The organism is Terrabacter sp. 05T424, from assembly GCF_056396225.1.
Window position 1 is genome coordinate 1 of the sequence record NZ_JBFTLB010000010.1, and the last position, 21972, is coordinate 21972.

Annotated in this window: 22 protein-coding genes; 9 read left to right on the forward strand and 13 right to left on the reverse strand. The window is 71.3% G+C overall.

Going from position 1 to position 21972, the window contains the following annotated elements:
• Window positions 1–219: 219 nt before the first annotated feature.
• The 6 genes from cphA to glgC form a co-directional block, all read right to left on the reverse strand.
• Window positions 220–3111, reverse strand: coding sequence for a cyanophycin synthetase (gene cphA / locus AC1DE0_RS18255; RefSeq protein WP_478103565.1), 2892 nt, complete (start codon window positions 3109–3111; stop codon window positions 220–222).
• Window positions 3112–3196: 85 nt separating this feature from the next.
• On the reverse strand, window positions 3197–4117 hold the full coding sequence (locus AC1DE0_RS18260) for a cyanophycinase (protein WP_478103568.1): 921 nt from the start codon (window positions 4115–4117) through the stop codon (window positions 3197–3199).
• Window positions 4118–4126: 9 nt separating this feature from the next.
• A complete protein-coding gene (gene serB / locus AC1DE0_RS18265) occupies window positions 4127–5383 on the reverse strand; it encodes a phosphoserine phosphatase SerB (RefSeq protein WP_478103573.1) in 1257 nt (418 codons plus the stop codon).
• 80 nt (window positions 5384–5463) lie between these two features.
• Window positions 5464–6195 (reverse strand): ZIP family metal transporter, encoded by a 732-nt coding sequence (locus tag AC1DE0_RS18270; protein WP_478103577.1) that lies wholly within the window; start codon window positions 6193–6195, stop codon window positions 5464–5466.
• A 15-nt stretch (window positions 6196–6210) separates the two neighbouring features.
• Complete coding sequence (locus tag AC1DE0_RS18275; RefSeq protein WP_478103581.1) at window positions 6211–7095, reverse strand: LLM class F420-dependent oxidoreductase; 885 nt, start codon at window positions 7093–7095, stop codon at window positions 6211–6213.
• A complete protein-coding gene (gene glgC, locus AC1DE0_RS18280; protein WP_478103585.1) occupies window positions 7092–8351 on the reverse strand; it encodes a glucose-1-phosphate adenylyltransferase in 1260 nt (419 codons plus the stop codon). The genes AC1DE0_RS18275 and glgC overlap by 4 nt, the downstream gene beginning before the upstream one ends.
• 102 nt (window positions 8352–8453) lie before the next feature.
• Between glgC and glgA the strand changes: the two genes are divergently transcribed.
• A complete protein-coding gene (gene glgA / locus AC1DE0_RS18285; RefSeq protein ID WP_478103589.1) occupies window positions 8454–9656 on the forward strand; it encodes a glycogen synthase in 1203 nt (400 codons plus the stop codon).
• Complete coding sequence (locus tag AC1DE0_RS18290; RefSeq protein WP_478103593.1) at window positions 9656–10588, forward strand: phosphotransferase family protein; 933 nt, start codon at window positions 9656–9658, stop codon at window positions 10586–10588. The genes glgA and AC1DE0_RS18290 overlap by 1 nt, the downstream gene beginning before the upstream one ends.
• On the opposite strand, the gene AC1DE0_RS18295 is transcribed toward AC1DE0_RS18290, so the two are convergent.
• Window positions 10578–11354 (reverse strand): PIG-L deacetylase family protein, encoded by a 777-nt coding sequence (locus AC1DE0_RS18295; protein ID WP_478103597.1) that lies wholly within the window; start codon window positions 11352–11354, stop codon window positions 10578–10580. The two genes, AC1DE0_RS18290 and AC1DE0_RS18295, sit on opposite strands and share 11 nt — an antisense overlap.
• Before the next feature lie 54 nt (window positions 11355–11408).
• Here AC1DE0_RS18295 and AC1DE0_RS18300 point away from each other — a divergent pair, with 54 nt between their 5' ends.
• Window positions 11409–11837, forward strand: coding sequence for a pilus assembly protein CpaE (locus AC1DE0_RS18300; RefSeq protein ID WP_478103601.1), 429 nt, complete (start codon window positions 11409–11411; stop codon window positions 11835–11837).
• 41 nt (window positions 11838–11878) lie between these two features.
• Here the strand turns inward: AC1DE0_RS18300 and AC1DE0_RS18305 are convergent, their stop codons facing one another.
• The gene (locus AC1DE0_RS18305; protein ID WP_478103605.1) at window positions 11879–12643 is read right to left on the reverse strand and encodes a hypothetical protein; all 765 of its coding nucleotides are present in this window, start codon (window positions 12641–12643) and stop codon (window positions 11879–11881) included.
• A 60-nt stretch (window positions 12644–12703) separates the two neighbouring features.
• On the opposite strand from AC1DE0_RS18305, the gene AC1DE0_RS18310 reads away from it, so the two are divergent.
• The 5 genes from AC1DE0_RS18310 to AC1DE0_RS18330 all read left to right on the forward strand — a co-directional run bounded on the left by AC1DE0_RS18310 (window position 12704) and on the right by AC1DE0_RS18330 (window position 17071).
• A complete protein-coding gene (locus AC1DE0_RS18310; RefSeq protein ID WP_478103609.1) occupies window positions 12704–13489 on the forward strand; it encodes an ABC transporter ATP-binding protein in 786 nt (261 codons plus the stop codon).
• Between the two features lie 130 nt (window positions 13490–13619).
• Window positions 13620–14069 (forward strand): NfeD family protein, encoded by a 450-nt coding sequence (locus AC1DE0_RS18315; protein WP_478103614.1) that lies wholly within the window; start codon window positions 13620–13622, stop codon window positions 14067–14069.
• Between the two features lie 80 nt (window positions 14070–14149).
• A complete protein-coding gene (locus AC1DE0_RS18320) occupies window positions 14150–15358 on the forward strand; it encodes an SPFH domain-containing protein (protein WP_478103618.1) in 1209 nt (402 codons plus the stop codon).
• A gap of 67 nt (window positions 15359–15425) precedes the next feature.
• A complete protein-coding gene (locus AC1DE0_RS18325; protein ID WP_478103622.1) occupies window positions 15426–16196 on the forward strand; it encodes a sulfite exporter TauE/SafE family protein in 771 nt (256 codons plus the stop codon).
• A gap of 65 nt (window positions 16197–16261) precedes the next feature.
• Complete coding sequence (locus AC1DE0_RS18330) at window positions 16262–17071, forward strand: TrmH family RNA methyltransferase (RefSeq protein WP_478103627.1); 810 nt, start codon at window positions 16262–16264, stop codon at window positions 17069–17071.
• A gap of 19 nt (window positions 17072–17090) precedes the next feature.
• On the opposite strand, the gene AC1DE0_RS18335 is transcribed toward AC1DE0_RS18330, so the two are convergent.
• From AC1DE0_RS18335 to AC1DE0_RS18355, 5 genes are all read right to left on the reverse strand, one after another.
• Window positions 17091–17468, reverse strand: a complete 378-nt coding sequence (locus tag AC1DE0_RS18335) for a DUF3037 domain-containing protein (protein WP_478103631.1) — start codon at window positions 17466–17468, stop codon at window positions 17091–17093.
• Window positions 17465–18235 carry a HipA family kinase gene (locus AC1DE0_RS18340; RefSeq protein WP_478103635.1) on the reverse strand — a complete coding sequence of 257 codons (771 nt, stop codon included), beginning with the start codon at window positions 18233–18235 and terminating at the stop codon, window positions 17465–17467. Before AC1DE0_RS18340 ends, AC1DE0_RS18335 begins: the two co-directional genes overlap by 4 nt.
• Before the next feature lie 4 nt (window positions 18236–18239).
• A complete protein-coding gene (locus tag AC1DE0_RS18345; RefSeq protein WP_478103639.1) occupies window positions 18240–19508 on the reverse strand; it encodes an MFS transporter in 1269 nt (422 codons plus the stop codon).
• A gap of 69 nt (window positions 19509–19577) precedes the next feature.
• Window positions 19578–20108, reverse strand: coding sequence for a MarR family transcriptional regulator (locus AC1DE0_RS18350; protein WP_478103643.1), 531 nt, complete (start codon window positions 20106–20108; stop codon window positions 19578–19580).
• Between the two features lie 9 nt (window positions 20109–20117).
• A complete protein-coding gene (locus AC1DE0_RS18355) occupies window positions 20118–21317 on the reverse strand; it encodes a luciferase domain-containing protein (RefSeq protein ID WP_478103647.1) in 1200 nt (399 codons plus the stop codon).
• A gap of 83 nt (window positions 21318–21400) precedes the next feature.
• On the opposite strand from AC1DE0_RS18355, the gene AC1DE0_RS18360 reads away from it, so the two are divergent.
• On the forward strand, window positions 21401–21907 hold the full coding sequence (locus AC1DE0_RS18360; RefSeq protein WP_478103651.1) for a MarR family winged helix-turn-helix transcriptional regulator: 507 nt from the start codon (window positions 21401–21403) through the stop codon (window positions 21905–21907).
• Window positions 21908–21972: the final 65 nt, after the last annotated feature.

Consider the following 21972-nt stretch of genomic DNA (forward strand, 5'->3'; position numbering starts at 1 on the left):
CGCTCGGCCGCCTCACCCGTGGTCAAACCCGCGCGCACACCCGCCCAGAACAGCGAGCGTGTCGCCACGCTCAACCCTGAACTGCCTCTGCTGCCAACCCTCACCGCAACCCCACCTCAGGTCAGGGTGTTGCACCCACCCCATGAACCAAGCGTCTGGAAATGAGCACTCGACCGGTCCTTGGGTCGAGTGCTCAGTTTCCTGCGCTGCGGATGGGGCTCAGATGGCGGTGTCGTCGGCCATCTCGGGCTGGGCCTCGGCCGGGACGGCACCGAGCGCCTCGCCCTCGGCCTCGTCGCCCTCCGCCTCGGCCGTCTCGGTGAGCGTGCTCGGGTCGAGGTCGGGGTCACTCGTCGCGGCTGCCGGGGTGCCGATGCGGGCACCGGCCTGAGCGTGCTTCGTGCGCTCCTCGAGCTCTGCGACGACCATCGAGTGCTGGTCGACGCACATGACGACGAGGTCACCGGGGTTGGTGCGCGCCAGCACGTGCCGCGTCGCCTCCAGCTCGTCCAGCACGATCTCGACCTGGCGGCAGCGGGCACCCTCGGCCATGGCCTGGCGGGCGCCCTCCGCCACGAGCTCCGCGCACACTCCGGGCTTGCGACCTCGCAGCCGCGCGTCCTCACGCACGACGATGACGTCGAAGTGCTGGGCGGCGACGGCTCCGAGCTCGCGGATGTCGTCGTCACGACGGTCGCCGGCCGCACCGATCATGCCGATGCGTGACGTGCGTCCGAGGTCGGCCTGTCCCTGCTTCTGCTCGGCGTAGCGGTCGACGAAGGCACCGAGCTCCTTCATGCCGGCCGCATTGTGGCAGTAGTCGACGAACACGTCGGCGTTGCCCACCTGGACGAGGTTCAGGCGACCGGGGGAGAGGTAGTACGTCGTGGCGAACGTGCGCAGGCCCTGACGGATGTCGTGCAGGGGCGCACCGGCGGCGAAGGCGGCACCGGCCGCCGCGAGGGCGTTGGCCACATTGAAGCGGGCCGCACCTCCGAACGTCGACGGCAGCAGGTGGGTCCACGCGAGCTGCATGCTGCGGCGGCCGTGCTTGATGACGATCATCTCGCCCCGCTCGCTCGGCTCGAGCACGATGGCCCGCCCGCCACGGCGGCAGTAGTCGTCGACGAACTCGCGCACCTCGCTGCCCGGCTCGGACATCGTGAACCAGACGATGCCGCCGGAGCACCGGCGGCGCATGTTGCGCACGTGCGGGTCGTCGGCGTTGAGCACCGCGAAACCATCACGCGGCACGGCCTCGACGATGACGGCCTTGACGTCGGCCAGCTGGCGAAGGGTGTCGATTCCCTTCATTCCCAAGTGGTCCGGCGCGATGTTGGTGACGACGGCGATGTCGTTGCGGTCGTAGCCGAGTCCTTCGCGCAGGATGCCACCGCGGGCAACCTCCATGACGGCGAAGTCGACGCGGGGGTTCTGCAGGACCATCCGAGCCGACCGTGGCCCCGATGCGTCGGCCTTGATGACGAGGCGCTCGTCGATGACGACGCCGTCGGTCGAGGTCATGCCCACCTTGCGGCCGAGGCCCTTGAAGATGTGGGCGATCATGCGCGAGGTGGTCGTCTTGCCGTTCGTGCCGGTGACGGCGACGATCGGCACGCGCGACTGGGCACCCGGCGGGAAGAGCAGGTCGACGACGGGCTTGGCGATGAACTGCGGCTCGCCGACGGTGGGGTGGGTGTGCATGCGGAACCCGGGCGCCGCGTTGACCTCGCAGATCGCTCCTCCGGTCTCGCGCACGGGGTAGGTGATGTCGGGGCAGATGAAGTCGATGCCTGCGACGTCGAGGCCGACGATGCGAGCGGCCTCCTCGGCGATCTCGACGTTGTCGGGGTGCGCGTCGAAGGTCCGGTCGATGGAGATGCCGCCGGTCGACATGTTGCCCGTCAGCGCGAGCTTGACCATGTCGCCCTCGGGCGGCACCGACTCGAGCGTGTGCCCCTGGCCGGCCAGGATCTCGAGCGCGTTGGCGTCGACCTTGATCTTGGTCAGGACCTTCTCGTGGCCCACGCCGCGTCGGGGGTCGGAGTTCGTGATGTCGACGAGCTCGCCGACGGTGTGCGTGCCGTCGCCGACGACGTGTGCCGGCACTCGCTCGGCGATGGCCTGCATGCGCCCACCGACGATGAGGCAGCGGTAGTCACGGCCGGTGACGAACGACTCGACGATGATGGTGCCGCGCCGCGACTCGGCCTTCGCGATGTCGTACGCCTTCTCGACCTCCTCGTCGCTCTGGAGGTTGAGGCACACGCCGCGTCCGTGGTTGCCGTCGAGCGGCTTGACCACGACAGGGAAGCCGATGCGCCGCGCCGCGTCGAGCGTGCCGCGCAGGGTGCGTACGGCCTCCTGCTTGGGCACCGGCAGTCCTGCCGAGCCGAGCAGGCGCGTCGTGAGGTCCTTGTCGCCGGCGATGTCGACGGCGAGGGCCCCGGTCTTGGAGGTCATCGTGGCGCGGATGCGCTGGGCGTGGACGCCCTGGCCGAGCTGGACGAGCGACCCGGAGTTGAGGCGGATGAACGGGATGTCGCGCGAGGCCGCCTCTTCGAGGATGGCGGCTGTCGACGGCCCGAAGGCGACCCGTTCGGCCTGCTTGAGGAACGCGTCGAACTCGGCCTCGAAGTCGAAGCCGTCCTCGTTGTCGACGAGGTGGTTGATGAGACGCACCGCGAGCTTGCCGGCGGCGACACCGACCGTCTCGTCGATGTAGCTGTAGACCACGTTGTAGTGCCCGGGCTGGCCCTTGACCGCGCGCGTCTTGCCCCGCCGCGAGTCGTGGCCGGCGAGGGTCTGCAGCTGCAGGGCGACGTGCTCGGCGACGTGGCCGAGCCAGGTGCCCTCGCGCAGTCGCTCGATGAAGCCGCCGCGGCGGCCGAGCGAGCAGGTGTGGCGCTCGAGACCTGGCACCAGCTCGATGAGCTGGTCGGTGAAGCCGTCGAGCGAGACCGTGGGGTACTCCTCGAGGCTGCCGAGGTCGACGACGAGGTGGATGGCCTGCTGGTAGGACCAGACGTTGGGGCCGCGGTAGATCCGGGTCTCGAGGATCTTCAGGTCCGGTCGGGCCGGGCCTGTGGGGGTGGGGACCTCGACGGCCATGGATCTCCTCCTACGTGGTCGTGCCGTATGCCGCAGGGCACTTCGCGCACGACCGTACTCTCAGGGACGGGCGGGACTGGCTGGACTAGTGAGCGGCGCTGCTCGTCGACGAGCGCGCCGCCCGGACCTTCGCCGGGACGACCGCGCTCTCGATGTCGGGGTGACGTTCGACGAACGCGGTGAGCTCGACGTGGCCCAGGTCGAACGTACTGCCCGTGGGCAGCGAGTGCACGACCGCGCCCGAGACGAGCAACGGTGCACCGCGCCTGGCATCGGGGGCGTCGGTGATGGCGTTGCGGGCGTTGACGACGAAGATCGACCCGGCCCCGATGACCGACATCACCCTGCCGTCGCGAATCTCGGCGGCCGTGTTCTCGTCGATGCCCATACCGAGCAGGTTCGGAGAGGCAGCGACCATCGACATGAGCCGGCCGTAGCGGCCGCGCTGGTCGAAGTGCTGGTCGATGATGACGTCCTCGACCAGACCGAGGCCGGCCGAGATCTGGCTGGCGCGCTGGCGTGGCGTGAGCCCCTCCTCGCCGAGCGAGATCATGTAGCGGCTCATGATCGACGCACCCGCCGAGGTGCCGGCGACGACGGCGCCGCGTTCGTACGCGCGCACGATGGCGTCGCCGACGGGGGTGCCGACGATGTTCTGGGAGAGCTTGACCTGGCTGCCACCGGTGAGGAACACCCCGGTGGCGGTGTCGAGGGCCTCGACCATCGCGGGGTCGCTGGAGTCGCGACGCGTCGCGGGGTTGACCACCGAGACGTCGCCGCCGCGCAGCCGGGTGAAGACGTCGCGGTAGGCCTCGGACACCTCGTCGGCGAACGAGGACGCCGTGGGGATCACGACGATGTGCGAGCGACGACCGCCGGCGAGCTTGACGAAGCGCTTGAGCACGACGGACCGACCGATGCGGTCCTCGGCGCCACCGATGACGAGCAGCGTGCGCCGGATGCCGTCAGGGTGCGGGACTGCTGACGAGGAGGGCGCGGGCTGCATCGCGCCAGCCTAGTGACCGGCGTGGGGGACCGGCGGAGCCTGGGTCGGCGTGCCGTCGTCGATGTCGGCCTCCTCGATCTCCTCGCGGGAGATGCCGAGCAGGTAGAGCACCGAGTCGAGATAGGGCACGTTGACCGAGGTCTGGGCCTGCTCCTGCACGATCGGCTTGGCGTTGAAAGCGACTCCGAGGCCGGCCGCGTCGAGCATGTCGAGGTCGTTCGCACCGTCGCCGATGGCGACCGTGCGACTGAGGGGAAGGCCCTCCTGCTCGGCGAACTCGTGCAGGGCGCGTGCCTTGCCGGCGCGGTCGACGACCTCGCCGAGGACCCGACCGGTGAGGCGGCCGTCCTCGATCTCGAGCTGGTTGGCTCGGGCGTGGTCGATGCCTAGCTCGGCCGCGAGGTCGCCGACGATCTCGATGAAGCCACCGCTGACGAGGCCGACCGTGAAGCCGAGCCGCTTGAGCGTGCGCACGAGGGTGCGCGCGCCCGGGGTCAACTGCACCGTGGCACGGACCTCGTCGAGGACGCTCGCGGGCAGGCCGGCGAGGGTCGCGACGCGTGCGCGCAGTGACTCCTCGAAGTCGAGCTCGCCGGCCATGGCACGGGCGGTGACCTCCGCGACCTCGGCCTCGCGTCCGCAGTGGGCGGCGAGCAGCTCGATGACCTCCTGCCGGATCAAGGTCGAGTCGACGTCGAGCACGACCAGGCGCCGCCCCCGCCGGGCCAGGCCACCCGGGGCCACGGCGATGTCGATGGCCTCGGATGCGGCGACCATGGCCATGTCCCGGCGTAGCGACGGCACGTCGGCCCCCGAGACGTCGAACTCGACCGTCGTGACGGGGTAGCGCGAGAGCCGGCGGATGCGATCGATGTTGGCGCCGTGGTCGGCGATCTGGGTCGTGACGAGTGACACGGCATCAGCGCTCAACGGTGCGCCGAGCACGACGACCGCTGCCCGGCCCTGGCGGGGGCGGGCGTTGTCGCCGGTGCCCTCGACGACGGTGAGCGTGAGCCCCAGGCGGTGCGCGGCCACCGCCGCGGCGTCGCGGAGCTGGTCGACGTGGGTTCCGGGGCGCAGCAGCACCGTCAGGGTGAGGTGGCCGTGGACCACGACCTGCTGGATGTCGAGCACCTCGGCGTCCACGCCGGACAGCGCGCCGAGCAGGGTGCCGGTGACACCAGGGCGGTCCTCTCCGGTCACCGTGACGCTGAGGGTGTGGATGTCTGGTCCGGTGGTGCCGTCGGTGCGGCTCGCGTCGGTCACCCGCGTCAGCGTAGTGACGGCGCGGTCGAGCGCTACCCCGCCATCCGGCATACGGCGGCTCGGCGGTGGTGAGCGCCGTCTCAGCCGAGAGCGCTGAGCAGGAAGGCGAGGGCGAAGCCGATCATCGTGACGAGTCCCACGAGCCGTCCGGCGTGCTCGGTCGCCTCGGGGATCATCGTGTCGGCCAGCATCGTGATGATCGCCCCGGCGGCGAAGGTCTGGATCCCTGCCACCACCGCCGGCGAGGCGTCCCGCAGCAGCACGTAGCCGGCCCCCGCCGCCAGTCCCGAGGCGACCGTCACCGTGAGCCACAGCCCCAGCACCTGGCCGGTCGAGCGGCCGGCGCGCTTGAGCCCCACGCTCGCCGACATCGACTCGGGCACGTTGGAGAGGAAGACCGCTGCCACCATGGCGATGCCGACCTCACCGCCGCTGAGGATGCTGACGCCGATGGCTGCCGACTCCGGTATGCCGTCGAGCAGCGCCCCGAGGACGAGCGCCATCGCGCCTGCGCCCTGCTGCGGCGTGCCCGTCGGACTCTTGCGCCGGTGCCCACCGCGCCGGTCGATGAGCCAGTCGCCGACGAAGAAGACGAGCGACCCGCCGACGAGGCCGAGCACGACGGGCAGCGTGCCACCCGAGCGGAACGCCTCCTCGGTCAGCTCGAAGGCGACGGCGCTGATGAGCACACCGGAGCCGAACGCCATCACGATGCCGATGACACGGTTGGAGGCGTGCGCGTACAGGCCGAGCAGGGCCCCGACGAGCAGGGCGGCCCCGCCCACGAGGCCCCAGAAGGTCGCGGTCAACATGCCCGGTCCGTACCCTCAGGCAGTCCCGGCGGTCGACGTCCACCGTGTGGCGTTGACCTCATCGCGCCACTGGAGCAGGTCGCGCACGCGCGCCAGGTCGGGGTGCGCGGCCGCGACGCTCGCCGTGAAGAGCCGGGTGCCGACGTCGTGCAGCTGCTGCGCGTTGCCGGCGTAGTCGCCGGACTGGTCGGGGTTGCGTCCCGGCACGAAGGCGACCCCGGCCGACCGTTCGATCTCGAGCGGATCGCGGCCGCGACGCGCGCACCACATGTCGAGGACCCGGTGCTTGTGGGCGATCTCGTCGGGCCCCCCGAAGCCGTGCCAGATCGAGGCGTGCTCGGCGACGATGCGCAGCGTCTTCTTCTCGCCACCTCCGCCGATGAGGATGGGGATGTCGCGCGTGGGAGGCGGGTTGAGCCGCGCCCAGCGGTCGCGGATGATCGGCAGGTCACGGGCCAGGTTGTCGAGCCGCCCACCCGCCGTGCCGAACTCGTAGCCGTACTGGTCGTAGTCGAGCTGCTTCCAGCCCGAGCCGATGCCGAGGATCAGCCGTCCCTCGCTCATGTGGTCGACCGTGCGCGCCATGTCGGCGAGCAGGCTCGGGTTGCGGTAGCTGTTGCACGTCACGAGGGCGCCGATCTCGACGCTCTCGGTCGACTCGGCCCACGCCCCGAGCATCGTCCAGCACTCGAAGTGCAGGCCTCCCGGGTCGCCGCTGAGCGGGAAGAAGTGGTCCCAGTTGAGCAGGACGTCGACGCCCATCTCCTCGAGCGTCGCGGCCGTGCGGCGTATCTGCGCCCACGTCGCATGCTGCGGCGGGATCTGGATGCCGACGCGCGCGGGGCGTGCGTCGGCTGAGCTCGCCGGCGCTGCCTGAGCCTCGGGGGTGTCGCGGCTCACCGGGTGACGACCTGGCCCTTGCCGACGACGACGATGCCCGTCTCGGTGACGTGGAAGCCCCGCGCCTTGTCGTACTCGTGGTCGATCCCGATCTGGCAGCCCTCGGGGATGATGACGTTCTTGTCGATGATCGCGCGGCGGATCTGCGCGTGGCGCTGCACCTGGACGCCGTCGAGCAGCACGGACCCCTGGATGCTCGCGTACGAGTGCACGTGCACGAGCGGCGAGAGCACGGATGCGTAGATGTGTGCGCCGGAGACGACGACGCCGGGAGAGACCGCGGAGTTGAGCGCCTCGCCGATGCGGTCACCGCTGCCGTGCACGAACTTCGCGGGCGGGTAGGGGCTGTGCTGGGTGTAGATCGGCCACTCGTAGTTGTAGAGGTTGAACACCGGGTGGATCGAGATGAGGTCCATGTGGGCGTCGTAGTAGGACTCGATGGTGCCGACGTCACGCCAGTAGCCGCGGTCGCGGTCGGTCGCCCCGGGCACCTCGTTGTCCTTGAAGTCGTAGACGCCGGCCTCTCCGCGCCCGACGAAGTAGGGCACGATGTCGCCGCCCATGTCGTTGCTGCTCTCGGAGTTGTCGTGGTCGATGGTCACGGCCTCTTCGAGCGCGTCGGCCGTGAAGACGTAGTTGCCCATCGACGCCAGCACCTCGTCGGGGTTGTCCGGCAGCCCCTTCGGGTCGCTGGGCTTCTCGAGGAAGGCCGCGATCTTTGACGGGTCGGCGTCGTCGACCTCGATGACGCCGAACTGGTTCGCGAGCGAGATCGGCTGGCGGATGGCGGCGACCGTGCACGCGGCACCGGACTCGATGTGCTGCTCGACCATCGCGCTGAAGTCCATGCGGTAGACATGGTCGGCGCCCACGACGACGACGATGTCGGGCCGCTCGTCGTGCATGAGGTTGAGGCTCTGGTAGATGGCGTCGGCGCTGCCGAGATACCAGTTCTTGTCGACGCGCTGCTGGGCCGGGACGGTCGTCACGTAGTTGCCCAGGAGCGTCGACATGCGCCAGGTCTTGGTCACGTGCGCGTCGAGGCTGTGCGACTTGTACTGCGTCAGCACGACGACCTGCAGGTAGCCGGAGTTGACGACGTTGGACAGGGCGAGGTCGATCAGGCGGTAGATGCCGGCGAACGGGACCGCCGGTTTGGCCCGGTCGGCGGTGAGCGGCATCAACCGCTTGCCTTCACCGCCGGCGAGCACGATCGCAAGAACCTTCGGACCAGCGGCAGGGCTTCGTCGGGCCATGTCCGCCACCCTAGGGCAGCCTCTCGCCGCCGGACAGGTTCAGCACGCAAGATCGCCAGAGCTTTTCGCTCCCTGGGATTGCGACGGCACTAGGGTCGAGGGGTGCGCGTCGACATCCTCAGCAAGGAGTACCCGCCCGCCATCTACGGAGGCGCCGGTGTCCACGTGGCCGAGCTCGTCCGGGCCCTGCGCGGCCGTGGCGACATCGACGTCCGGGTGCGCTGCTTCGGCGCGCCGCGCGACGAGGCCGGCACGACGGCATACGCCGACCTGTCCGAGCTGGCCAGCAGCAACGCAGCCATGCAGACCCTCGGTGTCGACGTCGCGATGGCCGGCGACTGCGTCGGCGCCGACCTCGTCCACTCCCACACCTGGTACGCCAACATGGCCGGCCACCTCGCCTCCCTCCTCGGAGGTATGCCGCACGTGGTGACCGCGCACTCGCTCGAGCCGATGCGACCCTGGAAGGCCGAGCAGCTGGGCGGCGGCTACCGCGTGTCGTCGTGGGCCGAGCGCACGGCCTACGAGTCTGCGGCCGGTGTCGTGGCGGTGAGTGCGGGCATGCGCGAGGACATCCTGAGGAGCTACCCGTCGCTCGAGCCGTCACGAGTCCACGTGGTGCACAACGGGATCGACGCCCAGCTGTGGCAGGCCGACCGGTCGCCCCAGGCCACCGACATCGTCCGCAGGCACGGGGTCGACCCCGAGAAGCGTTCCGTCGTCTTCGTCGGGCGCATCACCCGCCAGAAGGGGCTGCCCTACCTGCTGCGAGCCTGCGCCCAGCTGCCGCCCGACGTCCAGCTCGTGCTTTGCGCGGGCGCCCCGGACACCCCCGAGATCCTGGCCGAGGTCGAGGGTCTGATGAACGAGCTGCGGGCACAGCGTGAGGGCGTCGTCTGGATCCCCGACATGCTGCCGCGCAACGAGGTCGTCGCCCTGCTGAGCCACGGCACGGTCTTCGCCTGCCCGTCCGTCTACGAGCCGCTCGGCATCGTCAACCTCGAGGCCATGGCGTGCGAGCTGGCTGTCGTCGCCACCGCGACGGGAGGCATCCCCGAGGTCGTCGTCGACGGCGCGACCGGGTGGCTCGTGCCGATCGACCAGGTCCAGGACGGCACCGGCACGCCGGTCGACCCCGACCGGTTCGTCGCCGACCTCGCCGCGGCCCTCACCGACGCCGTCTCCGACGTCGAGCGCGCCCGCCGCTTCGGGCAGGCCGGCCGCGCCAGGGCGGTCGACTCCTTCTCGTGGGCCTCGATCGGCGACCGCACGCTCGAGGTCTACCGGGCAGTCCTCGGCGGCTGATGCCGGCAGGCTTCACCGCGCGCACGGAATGGGCTGACGCCCCGAGACCGCTGGTCCGGGCCGTTGAACGGTCGCTGGCCGCGCCGATCGTCGGCGTCGAGGCCGTCCACGGCGGCATGTCCCCCGGGCCCGCGGCCGTTCTCACCCTGCGCGACGGCCGCCAGGTGTTCGCGAAGGCCGTTGCAGCGCAACAGAGTGCGAAGGCGCACGCGCTGTACGCACGCGAGGTCGAGGTGCTGTCACGCATCCCCGAGGACGTGCCGCACGCCCGCCTCGTCACCCACGTGGACCTCGACGACTGGCTCGCGATCGTGACCGATGCGGCGTCCGGCTCGGCGGTGGGTCCCCCGTGGCGCTCGCAGCACGTCGCCGCGACCACCGATGCGGTCGCCCTCCTCGCCGCCCACTCCGACGTCGGAGGTCTCGCCCCGGCGGTCGATCGGCTGCCCGCCCTGGATGGTTGGGCACTGCTCGCCGAGCGACCCGATGTCAGTGACGTGCTCGATGCGTGGGAGCGCGATCGCATCGACACCCTCGTGGCCATGAGCCGCGGCTGGCGCACCTGGACGGCTGGTCCCCACGCGGTGCACCTCGACGTGCGCTGCGACAACGTCGTCGAGCACGGCGACGAGGTGTGGCTCGTCGACTGGGCGCACGCGGCGTCGGGGGCGCGCTGGCTCGACGCCGCGTGCCTCGCCGCCGACGTGGTGGCCTGTGGTCACGTCGGCGGAGACGCTGTCGCCCTCCGTGCCGCCACGGGAATGCTTGCTGGACTGCCTTTCGAGGCAAAGAGATTCGTCGTGGCGATGACGGGGATGTTCCGGCACAACTCGCTGCGCGAGCCCGTGCCGACGGCTCCGACGTTGCGCGCCTGGCAGGCCGACCGTGCGCGCTCGCTGAGACCTCTGGTCGAGACGCTCGTCACCCGATGAGGCGTCCGGTCAGGGAGTACGCGGCACCCGTGGCCTCCGCGGGGCTGCCGAGGATCTGTCGGAGCAGGTCTGCGGGCTTCGGGTAGTCCGGCCCGAGCGCCGCCAGGTAGGCGTGGTGCGCTTCGAGCGAGGCGACGGCCGCGTCGAAGTGCCCGGACGTGTCGACGAAGTGCGTCGGCTCCGGGTCCACGGTGATGAGCAGCTGCCTCACCTGCCACGGCTCGTGTCCCTCGTCGACGAGGTCGGGAAAGATCCACCGGTTGCCGGCGTCGGCCTTCGCGTCGAGCGTGGCGAGGCCGACGGCTCGGTGGTCGGCCTGGTTGACGAAGCCGCCGGGGAAGTGGTCGGCATAGGTCGTGGTCACCACGAGGTCGGGGCGCCGGATCCGCATCTCCCGCGCGATCGCACGGCGCAGGGGCAGGCCGTACTCGACGACCCCGTCGGCGAACCCGTCGAGGAACTCCACCACCTCGACGCCGACCCGGGCCGCGCCGTCGCGCTCCTCAGCCTCTCGCAGCGGCCCGGCCTCGGCCGGCGCCATGGTGTCGATGCCGGCCTCGCCCCGGGTGACGAGCAGGTAGGTCACCGTCTTACCGGACCGCACCCACTTGTCGACCGCAGCGGCCGTTCCGTACTCGAGGTCGTCCGGGTGCGCGACCACGCAGAGCACCGTGTCGAAGGTCGCCTCGTCGAGGGGCGTCAGCCGGGGGCGCCCGTCCTGCTCGGTCGCGTCGGTCTGCTCGGTCTGCGCGCTCTGCTCGGTCACGGGACCAAATCTAGGGTTCCTTGGCGAGGGGGCGGTCGGATGTGACGATGGAGCATGCTGACCATCGACCTCGCCCGCCGGCTCACCGAGGCCGGACTCGTGTGGCAGCCCAGCTCCGGAGACCGCTTCGTCGTCCCCGTCAACGGCATGGAGGAGGACGTCTTCGTCATCAGCGAGATCACCGTCGACGTCCACCACTTCACGACGGGCGACGTCATCGGCTTCAACGGCACGACCGAGTGGGCCCTCGACAGCGTCGAGCAGGACAAGGTCGTCTGGCTGCCTCGCGAGGACCAGCTGCGTGACCTCCTCGGCGACGCGTTCTTGTCGCTCGAGCGGCTCGAGGGTGGGTATGCCGTCACTATCCGTGGGGAGGGCGACGACCTCGAGCGCCACGTCGACATCGACGCCGAGCGCGCCTACGCACGAGCCGTGGCGGCCCGGCTCGGCTCCTCGGCACCGGACGAGGAACAGTCCGCCTAGAGCAGCGGCACTCCCGGCGGGCTGGGCTCGCCGTCCCCTGGCTAGGCGGGTCGCCAGCCGGCGATCGACATGACGGCGACGTTCGTCGCGTCGGCGAGCGCGGTGTCGGCGTCGGCCGCGAGGTTGCGCAGCAGCAGTCCGCGGTCCGTGGCGGTCCCGGCGTCGAGACCGCTCGAGCCGAGCGAGGTGAGACCAGCCGTGCGGTGTGCCAGGCGCGACAGGTTCGCGGCCAGGGCCATGATGCGCAGCGCCCTTCCCGACGTCGCCGGTGGGATGCCCCAGAGGGCGGTGTCGAGCTCGGACTGCGCCTCGGCGCGGGCCTCGTCTCCCCACGGGTGGCCACCGACCACCTCGAAGCGTGCGGTGTGCTCGCGCAGCCTTCCCATCAGGTCTCGCTCGATCTCGCGCAGGTCGAGCATCTCCATGCGGTGCCGGGGCACCGGATCGGCTTCGTACGCGGTCCAGTCGGCGCGCACACCGACATCGCCCTCGGGTCCGAACTCCGACAGCGTCGGCACCAGGACGCCGCCGATGCCGGCGACGAAGACGCATTCTCCGGCGTCGGCGGCGTGGGCCGTGGCTGCGACCGAGCCGCGCGGCATACGGCTGAGGTCGCCGGGGCGGGGGAGAGCGACGAAGAGCGCCTGCTCGCCGAGGTCGCGCCAGACGTCGAGCCGGGCCAGGTCTCCGGCCACGTGGTCGAGGTCCGGAAAGGCCCGTGCGAGTGCCGCCGACGTTCCGGGCCCGCCGTGCCAGGACGCCGTGACCCACAGGGCGAGGCGGACGGAGGCGGGCAGCTCGGGCACGTCGTCATCGTAGGGGTGCGCTGCGCCGGGGCCCGGTGACCGTGTCATAGGGTCGGACCCATGAGTGACGTCCTCGCCTTCGCCGGAGTCACCGTTCGCCGCGGTGCGACGACGCTGCTCGACGACGTCACCTGGGAGGTGGAGGAGGGCGAGCGCTGGGTCGTCCTGGGCGCCAACGGTGCCGGCAAGRCGACGCTGCTCCAGATCGCCGCTGCGCGCATGCACCCGACCTCGGGTGTCGCCGGCATCCTCGGCGAGGTCCTCGGCGCCGTCGACGTCTTCGAGCTGCGGCCGCGCGTGGGGCTCGCCAGCTCGGCCATGGCCGAACGCATCCCGCCGTCCGAGCTGGTCGGCAACGTCGTCGTCACCGCCTCCTACGGCATCATCGGTCGCTGGCGAGAGACCTACGACCACATGGACTACGTCCGGGCGATGGAGCTGCTCAAGGCCCTCGGCGCCGACCACCTCGCCGACCGTGCCTTCGGCACCTTGAGCGAGGGTGAGCGCAAGCGCGTGCAGATCGCCCGGGCCCTGATGACCGACCCCGAGCTGATGCTGCTCGACGAGCCTGCCGCCGGCCTCGACCTCGGCGGTCGAGAGGATCTCGTGCGTCGCCTCGGCGGCCTCGCCGCCGACACCGAGGCCCCCGCCATGGTCCTCGTCACGCACCACGTCGAGGAGATCCCGCCCTCGTTCACCGACGTCCTCATGATCCGCGACGGCAAGGTCGTCGCCGCCGGTCCCATCCCGATCACGCTGACCGCCGAGAACCTCAGTGCCACCTTCGGCCTGCCGCTGGTCCTCGAGCAGCACGGCGAGCGGTGGTCGGCGCGGGCCGAGTCCTGATCGCAACCTGCGCCTGCAGCGCAACTCATAGGTCCGCGAAGGGAACTGAGGCAGAATCGGAGACGTCACAGATGTGACGCACGAGACGTCGGTGTCTTCACGGTGCCGGCTCGACGATACGGGGTGGACGGTGTTCGAGGGCTACGTGTGGCTGGTGTGGTTGGGGGTGGCGCTCGTCCTCGTCGCCATCGAGGCCGTGACCGTCGACTTCACCTTCCTGATGCTCGCCGGCGGTGCGGTGGGGGGCTCGCTCGCTGCCGCCTTCGGAGCACCGCCCGTCGTGCAGGCGATGGTCGCGGCCCTCGTCGCGGTCGCCCTGCTCGCCATCGTGCGTCCCTGGCTGATGAAACGCTTCCAGGCCAACACCCCGCAACAGCTCATGGGTGCGGCTGCCAACGTGGGCCGGTCAGCGGTCGCCCTCGACCGCGTCAGCCCTGCCGGCGGCACGGTCAAGCTCGCCGGCGAGACCTGGTCGGCCCGCACCCTCGGCGACAGCATCGAGCCGGGTGAGGAGGTGGTCGTCGACTCGATCGACGGCGCCACTGCCGTCGTCAGCCGCGCTCGCCTCGTCGGCGAGTGAGACCGACGAACCGTCCGGACCGCCCGGTCCGGACGCAGAGAACACGCGTCCTCGGGGGCGCACAGAACAGGGAGTAGTCCGTGGACCCGGTACTCATCATCCCGATCCTCATCGTGATCGTGGCCATCGTCGTGGTGCTGCGCACGGTGCGCATCGTGCCGCAGCAGACGGCGCAGATCGTCGAGCGGCTCGGCAGCTACAACAAGACCCTCACGGCCGGCATCCACTTCCTGGTGCCGTTCGTCGACAAGGTCAGGGCCAACATCGACCTCCGTGAGCAGGTCGTCTCGTTCCCGCCCCAGCCCGTCATCACGTCCGACAACCTCGTCGTGAGCATCGACACCGTCATCTACTACTCCGTCATCGACGCGAAGGCGGCCGTCTACGAGATCGCCAACTTCATCCAGGGCATCGAGCAGCTGACGGTCACCACGCTCCGCAACGTCATCGGCTCGCTCGACCTCGAGCAGACGCTGACGAGCCGCGACCAGATCAACGGCCAGCTCCGTGGCGTCCTCGACGAGGCCACCGGCAAGTGGGGCATCCGCGTCAACCGTGTCGAGCTCAAAGCCATCGACCCGCCCCACTCGGTGCAGGACTCGATGGAGAAGCAGATGCGCGCCGAGCGTGACCGCCGCGCCGCGATCCTCACAGCCGAGGGCGTCAAGCAGTCGGCGATCCTGACCGCCGAGGGTGAGAAGCAGAGCCAGATCCTGCGGGCGGAGGGTTCCGCCCAGGCCCGGATCCTCGAGGCGCAGGGCCAGGCCCGCGCCATCCAGCAGGTCTTCTCGGCCATCCACCGCGGCAAGCCGACGCAGAAGCTGCTCGCCTACCAGTACCTCCAGGTGCTCCCGCAGCTCGCGCGCGGCGACTCCAACAAGATGTGGATCGTCCCCTCCGAGCTGACCGACGCCCTCAAGGGCATCGGCAACGCCCTCGGCGGCACCGACACGCGGACCGTGGAAGACGACGAGCCGTGGGTGCCCACGACGGACGCCGAGGAGGACGCCTTCGCCGAGACGATCCTCGAGGACTCCGCCAAGGCCCTCGCGGAGGCCCGCGGCCAGGCGGCCGCCGCCAGCGCAGAGTCGACCGAGCACGCCRCCCCCCTGGTCCGGCAGCAGCCGCCGGTGCGTCCCGCCGGGGCCGATGTCCCGCCGCCGCCCGTGGCCGCGCCGCCTGCCCCCGCAGCGCTGCCTCCGGCAGCCCCGCAGGCGGCCCCGCCGGCCGACATCGCCGGCCCGGACGACCTGCCCGGGTCCATTCCCGAGGCGCCCGACCAGCGCTGACCGGACTCGGTCCCAGGCTCCACGGACCACCACCCGGGCACCCGGCCACCCTCTGTAGGGTGGCCGGGTGTCGTTCTGGTCCGGGGTCGCCATCACGCTCGCCGGCACCGGTGCAGGCCTCATCAACACGATCGTCGGCTCCGGGACCCTGATCACCTTCCCGACCCTGTTGTTCTTCGGCGTCAACCCTCTCGTCGCCAACGTCTCCAACAACATCGGCATGGTTGCCGGCGGCGTCACCGGCTCCTGGGGCTACCGGCACGAGCTGGGCGGGCAGGCCCCGGCGTTGCGCCGGCTCATGCCGCTGTCGTTCGTCGGTTCCGTGGTGGGCGCCGGCCTGCTGCTCGTGCTGCCCGCGACGGCGTTCCGCGCGATCGTTCCCGTCCTCATCCTCATCGCGCTCGTGCTCGTGCTGGCCGGCCCGCGCATCCAGGCCCGGGCCCACCCCGAAGGCGTGGACACCCCGACACCCGCCTGGCACGCTCCGGCCATGGCGGTCGGCGTCTTCGTCGCGGGCGTCTACGGCGGCTACTTCGGTGCGGCTCAGGGCGTCCTGCTCATGGGCCTGTTCAGCGCCCTCAGCCTGGAGCCGTTGCAGCGGCTCAACGGCTACAAGAACGTCCTGGCCCTCGTCGTCAACTTCGTGGCCGCCGCGGTGTTCCTCGTGTTCGCCCGCGAGCACATCGACTGGCTGGTCGTCCTGCTCATCGCCGTGGGTGCCTTCACGGGCGGCATCATCGGCGCCCGGGTCGGCCGGCGGATCCCGCCCAACGCGCTCCGCGCGCTCATCATCGCGATCGGCCTCGTCGCAGTGGTCAAGCTCGTCTGGTTCCCCTGACGAGCGTCCGGCGGGTGGGGTGACCGGTGCGGGCGTCCGCGTCAGGCGGCACTACCCTGACGGGCGTGCCGATCGAGATCACCGACCCTGCCGACCCACGGCTCGCCGACTACGTCGCCCTGACCGACGTCGTGCTGCGCCGGCGCACCGAGCCCGAGCGCGGTCTGTACATCGCCGAGAGCCAGAAGGTGATCCGCAGGGCGCTCCGCGCCGGGCACCGACCACGGTCCTACCTCATGGCGCGGCGCTGGCTCGAGGACCTCTCGGACATCGTGGTCGACGCCGAGAGCCAGGGGATCCCGGTCTACTTCGGTGAGCACGACGTGATCGAGCAGCTGACCGGCTTCCACCTCCACCGCGGCGCTCTGGCCGCCATGCAGCGCCCGGTGCTCCCCGGTGTCCAGTCGCTCTTGTCCGGGGCGCGGCGCGTCGTCGTGCTCGAGGACGTCGTCGACCACACCAATGTCGGGGCCATCTTCCGCAGTGCCGCAGCCCTCGGGGTCGACGCCGTCCTCATCACGCCCAGCTGCGCCGACCCGCTCTACCGCCGCTCGATCCGGGTGTCGATGGGCACCGTCTTCCAGGTGCCGTGGACGCGCATCGACCCGTGGCCCGGCGGGCTCGACCTCCTCCGCGAGGCCGGACTCACCATCGTCGCCATGGCCTTGAGCGACGACTCCGTGTCGCTCGACGAGCTCGAGTCCGACCCGCCCGACCGCGTCGCGCTGGTGCTCGGCACCGAGGGTGACGGACTGTCGCGTCGCACCGTGGAGGGCGCCGACGTGACCGTGCGCATCCCGATGGCAGGCGGGGTCGACTCGCTGAACGTCGCCGCCGCCAGCGCCGTCGCGATGTGGGCCCTGAGGTCGCGCTGAGCGCGAGCTGCCCTGTGGCTCAGGCGCGAACGAGCAGCTGGAGCAGGCGCTGCAGCTCGACGCCGGGGTCGTCGCACAGTCCGCCGTGGACCGGGCCCGGCTGCACCACCGTCGACCTCGGCGCGATGATCCAGCCGAAACGCTGGCCCTGCTTCTCGAGGGTCGGCAGGCCGCGGCCGGTCTCGCCGCGGCAGACCGCGCGCACTCGGTCGAGCATCGAGCGGACGCCGTCGAGGTCGCAGGTCGGGCACAGTGCTGCAGCCCGGGCGTCGTCGAGCTCCCACGCCGCGTCGAGGAAGGCAGCGTCCTGGGAGTAGAGCACGACCCCGACGTTGATGAACTCCTCGCGGTCGACGCGGGGGACCAGGCGGAGCACGACGTACTGGTACGCGTTCACGCGGCAACTCCCGACGGCACCCACGACAAGGGCCCGTCGAGGCGTGCGCGCAGCATCTCCGCGTATGCCGTCCGCACCGCAGGTGCGTCGGCCAGGTAGGGCGTCGGCTCGAGCCACTCGTCGGGCACCTCGGCCACGAGAGCCTCGACGGATGCCGGGTCGAGTCGCGCCGCCAGCTCGTCATGGCGGCGCGCGACGTCGCCGGCGACGTCGCTCAGGACGTGCCTGCTCGCGTCGAACGGCTGGGCCGCGAAGCGTTCGGGTGACGGCACCTTGTTCGGCCAGGAGTGGTGGAAGTAGAAGGCGGCCCCGTGGTCGATCGCCCAGGTGCGTCCGTGCCAGACCAGCAGGTTGGGGTTGGCCCACGTCCGGTCGACGTTGGCCGTCAGGGCGTCGAGCCAGATGATCCGCTCGGCGAGGTCGGCATCCGGAGGACGCGACCCGTCATAGCCGAGCGAGCCGGGCAGGAAGTCGACGCCGAGGTTCGTGCCGACGGATGCCGTCAGCAGGTCCTGGACCTCCTCGTCGGCCTCGTAGCGTGCGATCCTCGGGTCGAGCCTGACGACCGCGAGGTCGGGCACCGGCACCTCGAGCAGACGTGCGATCCCGGCGACGAGCACCTCGGCGACCAGCACCTTCAGGCCTTGGCCGGCGCCACGGAACTTGAGGACGTACGTGCCGTCGTCGTCGGCCTCCACGATGCCGGGCAACGACCCGCCCTCCTTGAGCGGCGTCACGTAGCGGGTGGCGGTCAGCTCGGGCAGCACCCGGTCAGCCTAGTGGCCGCTCGAGGTCGAGCACCGTGGCCCGGGCCCACAGCCGGCCGAGCAGCATCGCCGCGGCGCCGTAGAGGCAGGCGAACGCCACGAGCGGCCACCAGGCAAGGCCGGTCGACGGCAGCACGACCGCGCCGAGGGCGGCCGCCGCCACCATGCCCGCGTTGTAGACGACGTCGTAGGCCGAGAACGCGCGGCCCAGGAGGTGGTCGTCCACGTGGGCCTGCATGAGGGAGTCGACGGAGATCTTGACGCACTGCGACGTGAACGCGACGACAAACGCGACAACGACGATGCTCCACGGGCTGAGGAACGGGCCGAGCACCGCGCACACCACGGCTCCGAGCGCGAGCATGCGGGCGGCATACGGCACGGCGGTGAGGCGGGGGGCCAGCCACGGGGTGACGAAGGCGGCCGAGGCGAAGCCGACGGCCGAGGCCCCGGCTGCGATCCCGAAGCCGAGCGCCCCACGGCCCTGCTCGAAGGGACCGCGGAAGAGCAGCAGGGTCTGGAGCAGGAGGAAGCCGAACGGCAGCCGCGTCAGGAAGACGAGGACGAGCAGCAGGCGTGCCCTGCGCGGCAGGGTGCGCACCGCCTCGACGAGGCCGCTGACGACCGACCGGGTGATGTGGCCGAGCGATGGTGCCCCGCTCGTGTCGTCGGGTCCGATGAACGGGAGACGAGTCGCGGCCCATGCGGCCACGAGCACTCCGACCGCAGCGAGCAGCACGTCGAGGACGTCACTGCCTCCTGCCGCACGGAGCCCCGTGCCGATGCCGCCGCCCAAGAGGTAGGCGAGCGAACCGCACGTCGGGGCAACGGAGTTCGCGCTCACGAGGGACGAGCGAGGCACGACGTGCGGCATCGCTGACGCGAGACCCGCGAGGATGAACCGGTTGACGGAGAAGACGACGAGGACCAGCGCGAAGAAGGCCGTGCCGGTCTCTGCCCCGGTGACGAGGCCCGTGACACCGAGGATCGCTACAGCCCGCACGACCTGGCTGACGACGAGGACTCGACGGCGTGGCCAGCGGTCCAGCAGCACCCCGACGAAGGGTCCGAGCGCGCTGTAGGGCAGGAGCACCAGGGCGAACGCCACGGCGATGCCCTGGGCGTCGGCAGCCTTCTCCGGGTTGAACAGGACATGGCTCGCGAGCGCCACCTGGAAGATGCCGTCGCTGAACGACGAGGTGACGCGCGCAACGAACAGGCGTCTGAATCCGCGGCCCCGGAGCAGGGTCCACAGGGCGCGCAGGAATGTCACGCGGCACAGACTAGAGCCCGGCGGCCCCAGGTCGGCCGAGGGCCGGGGCGCCAGCGCGGCGGACGGCCGTCAGGCGCTGCCGTCGAGCACGGGACCGCCGGCGGGGTCGAGGCCCGAGCCATGGCTCGTCCTGGGCGCGTCGGGGAGCCGGGCCGCCACCTCGGCGATGAGGGGGACGGCCTCGGCGATGCGCGCGCGCGTGGGTGGGTCCAGCGAGTCGAGGGCCGAGGCCATCGCGTGCGCACGTTGGTCGCGCCACAGCTCGACCGCAGCTCGCGCATGGGCGGTCAGGTCGAGGCGCGCCACACGTCGGTCGCGGTCGTCGCGCTCGCGGACGACGACATCGAGTGCCACGAGCTGGCCGACGAGCGTGGAGACCGTGTTGGGGGCGAGGCCGAGGGCTGCGGCGGCATCGGCCACGGCCACGCCCGGGTTGCGGCGGATCACGCGGACGAGCTCGAGCTGAGCGCCGGAGAGGTCCAGCTCGGGGAGCGGGGCGCCGACGAGCCGGCGCGATCGTCGGCGCACCAGGCCCACGACGTCGTAGAGGTCGTCCGCGAGCGTGTGGGTGGGGCTCTCGCCTCGCTGCGGTTTGCTCACCCTGCAAGCCTAGTTCGCCGACGGAGCCTGCTGAGGCACTGAGGACGATTCGGTGTGGACCGGACCCGATGCGAACGCGTGGCTGGCGGCCACGACCCCGGCGACGACCTCGAGCTCGGCTTCGTCACGGGGGCCGAAGACCATCACGAAGCCGGGGGCGAGCCGCCCACCTGCCCACGGATGGGGCGTGCCCCATCCGCGGGCGACGAGGTCGGCCGCCTGGCCGGCGGGGAGGGCGAGGTGCAACGAGCCGTCGTAGTCAGGGTGGAGGTGGGCGAACTCCCGCACCTGGGGAACCAGGAACGCCTCGTCGGGTCCGGCGCCGTCCTCGAGCAGGAGGCCGCGGGCCCCCGGTACGGAGATCCGGGACGGCCCCGACGAGACGCCGGCGAGGGCGCTGACCCGCGCGTACAGCTGCTCCTGCAGGTCGGCGGGCGCGTTGTCCGACTGCTGCTGCTGGGGGATGGACCAGGCGACGTCGGGTCGTGCGCCGGCCCGCTGGGGGAGCGTGCCGCCGGGCAGCGTGGGCCAGACGACGCCGGCCGGGACGCCCACCGGGGCAGGGCCCATCTGCAGGACCTGCGAGAGGCGGGCCTGGATCCACTCGGCCAGCTGTCGCAGCGACGCCGGGGTGATGCCGTGGCCGCCGGGGTCGCGGTGGGCCCACGTCGGTGCACCCGACTCGCCGAGCAGGTAGGACCACGTCCGCTCGAGCAGCTCGCCCGGGATCACGCGGTCGGCGTCCCCCTGGGCCACGAACATCGGCAGGTTGGCGAGCCTGGACGGGGTCACCGGAACGCCGGCGTCGAACGGCAGGGTGCCGTAGAGGATGGCGGCGCCGACGTAACGTGCAGGGTCGGCGAGGACGAGTGCCCCCGCGAAGGCCGCGCCGCCGCTGAAGCCGGCGAGGAGCACGGGGCGCCCGGCGGGTGCGACGTCGTCGAGCCAGGTCCGGAACCAGGACATCGTGTCGGCCAGGGACTCGGCGACAGGCCTCCCGATGCCGCGGTTGGCGAACCACGCGAACCCGCCGCCCTCGGCGATCGGGGCACGCACGGCCGCATATGCCGCGCCGCGAGGCAGGTGGGCTGCCAGCGAGATGATCTCGCGCTCGTGGGAACCGCGCCCGTGGAGCAGCACCACCAGGGGGGCGTGGGGGTCGTCGCTCCCGGCGTACGCGACGGCGGGTGGGGCGAACGACGTGCTCATGACGACTCCTGCTAGGTAGTTGCTGATTCAACTAACGATGTCATGGTTTGGTTGTAGCGTCAACCAAAGCGTATGATGGGTGCATGGAGACGAGATGGCTCGACGGCGACGAGCGCGCGGCATGGCTCAGGCTGATGGCAGTGGTCGAGCTGCTGCCCGGGGCGCTCGACACCCAGCTGCGGCGGGACTCGGGACTCTCGCACTTCGAGTACTTCGTCCTCGCGATGCTCTCCGAAGCGCCTGACCGGACGCTGCGCATGACCCAGCTGGGGCGCCTGACGAACGCCACGTTGACGCGCCTTTCGCACGTGTCGCGACGCCTCGAGGAGCGCGGGCTCATCGAGCGGTTCCAGTGCCCGGAGGACGGACGCGCCACGAACGCCAGCCTCACCAAGAAGGGGTGGGAGACCGTCGTGCAGGCAGCCCCCGGGCACGTGGGGACGGTGCGCGCGACGGTGCTCGACGCCCTGAGCCCCGAGCAGGTCGGCCAGCTGCACGCCATCGCCGACGCGGTGCTGCCCCGGCTCGACCCGGAGCGGCGGCTCGCGGCCCTCTACGACGACGACCTCCAGGCCGACGTCGCCTCCTGACCACCTGCTCACCCGAGCCGGCGCACGAGAGAGGTACGCAGGCGGGGATGGGCACGAGAAAGGCC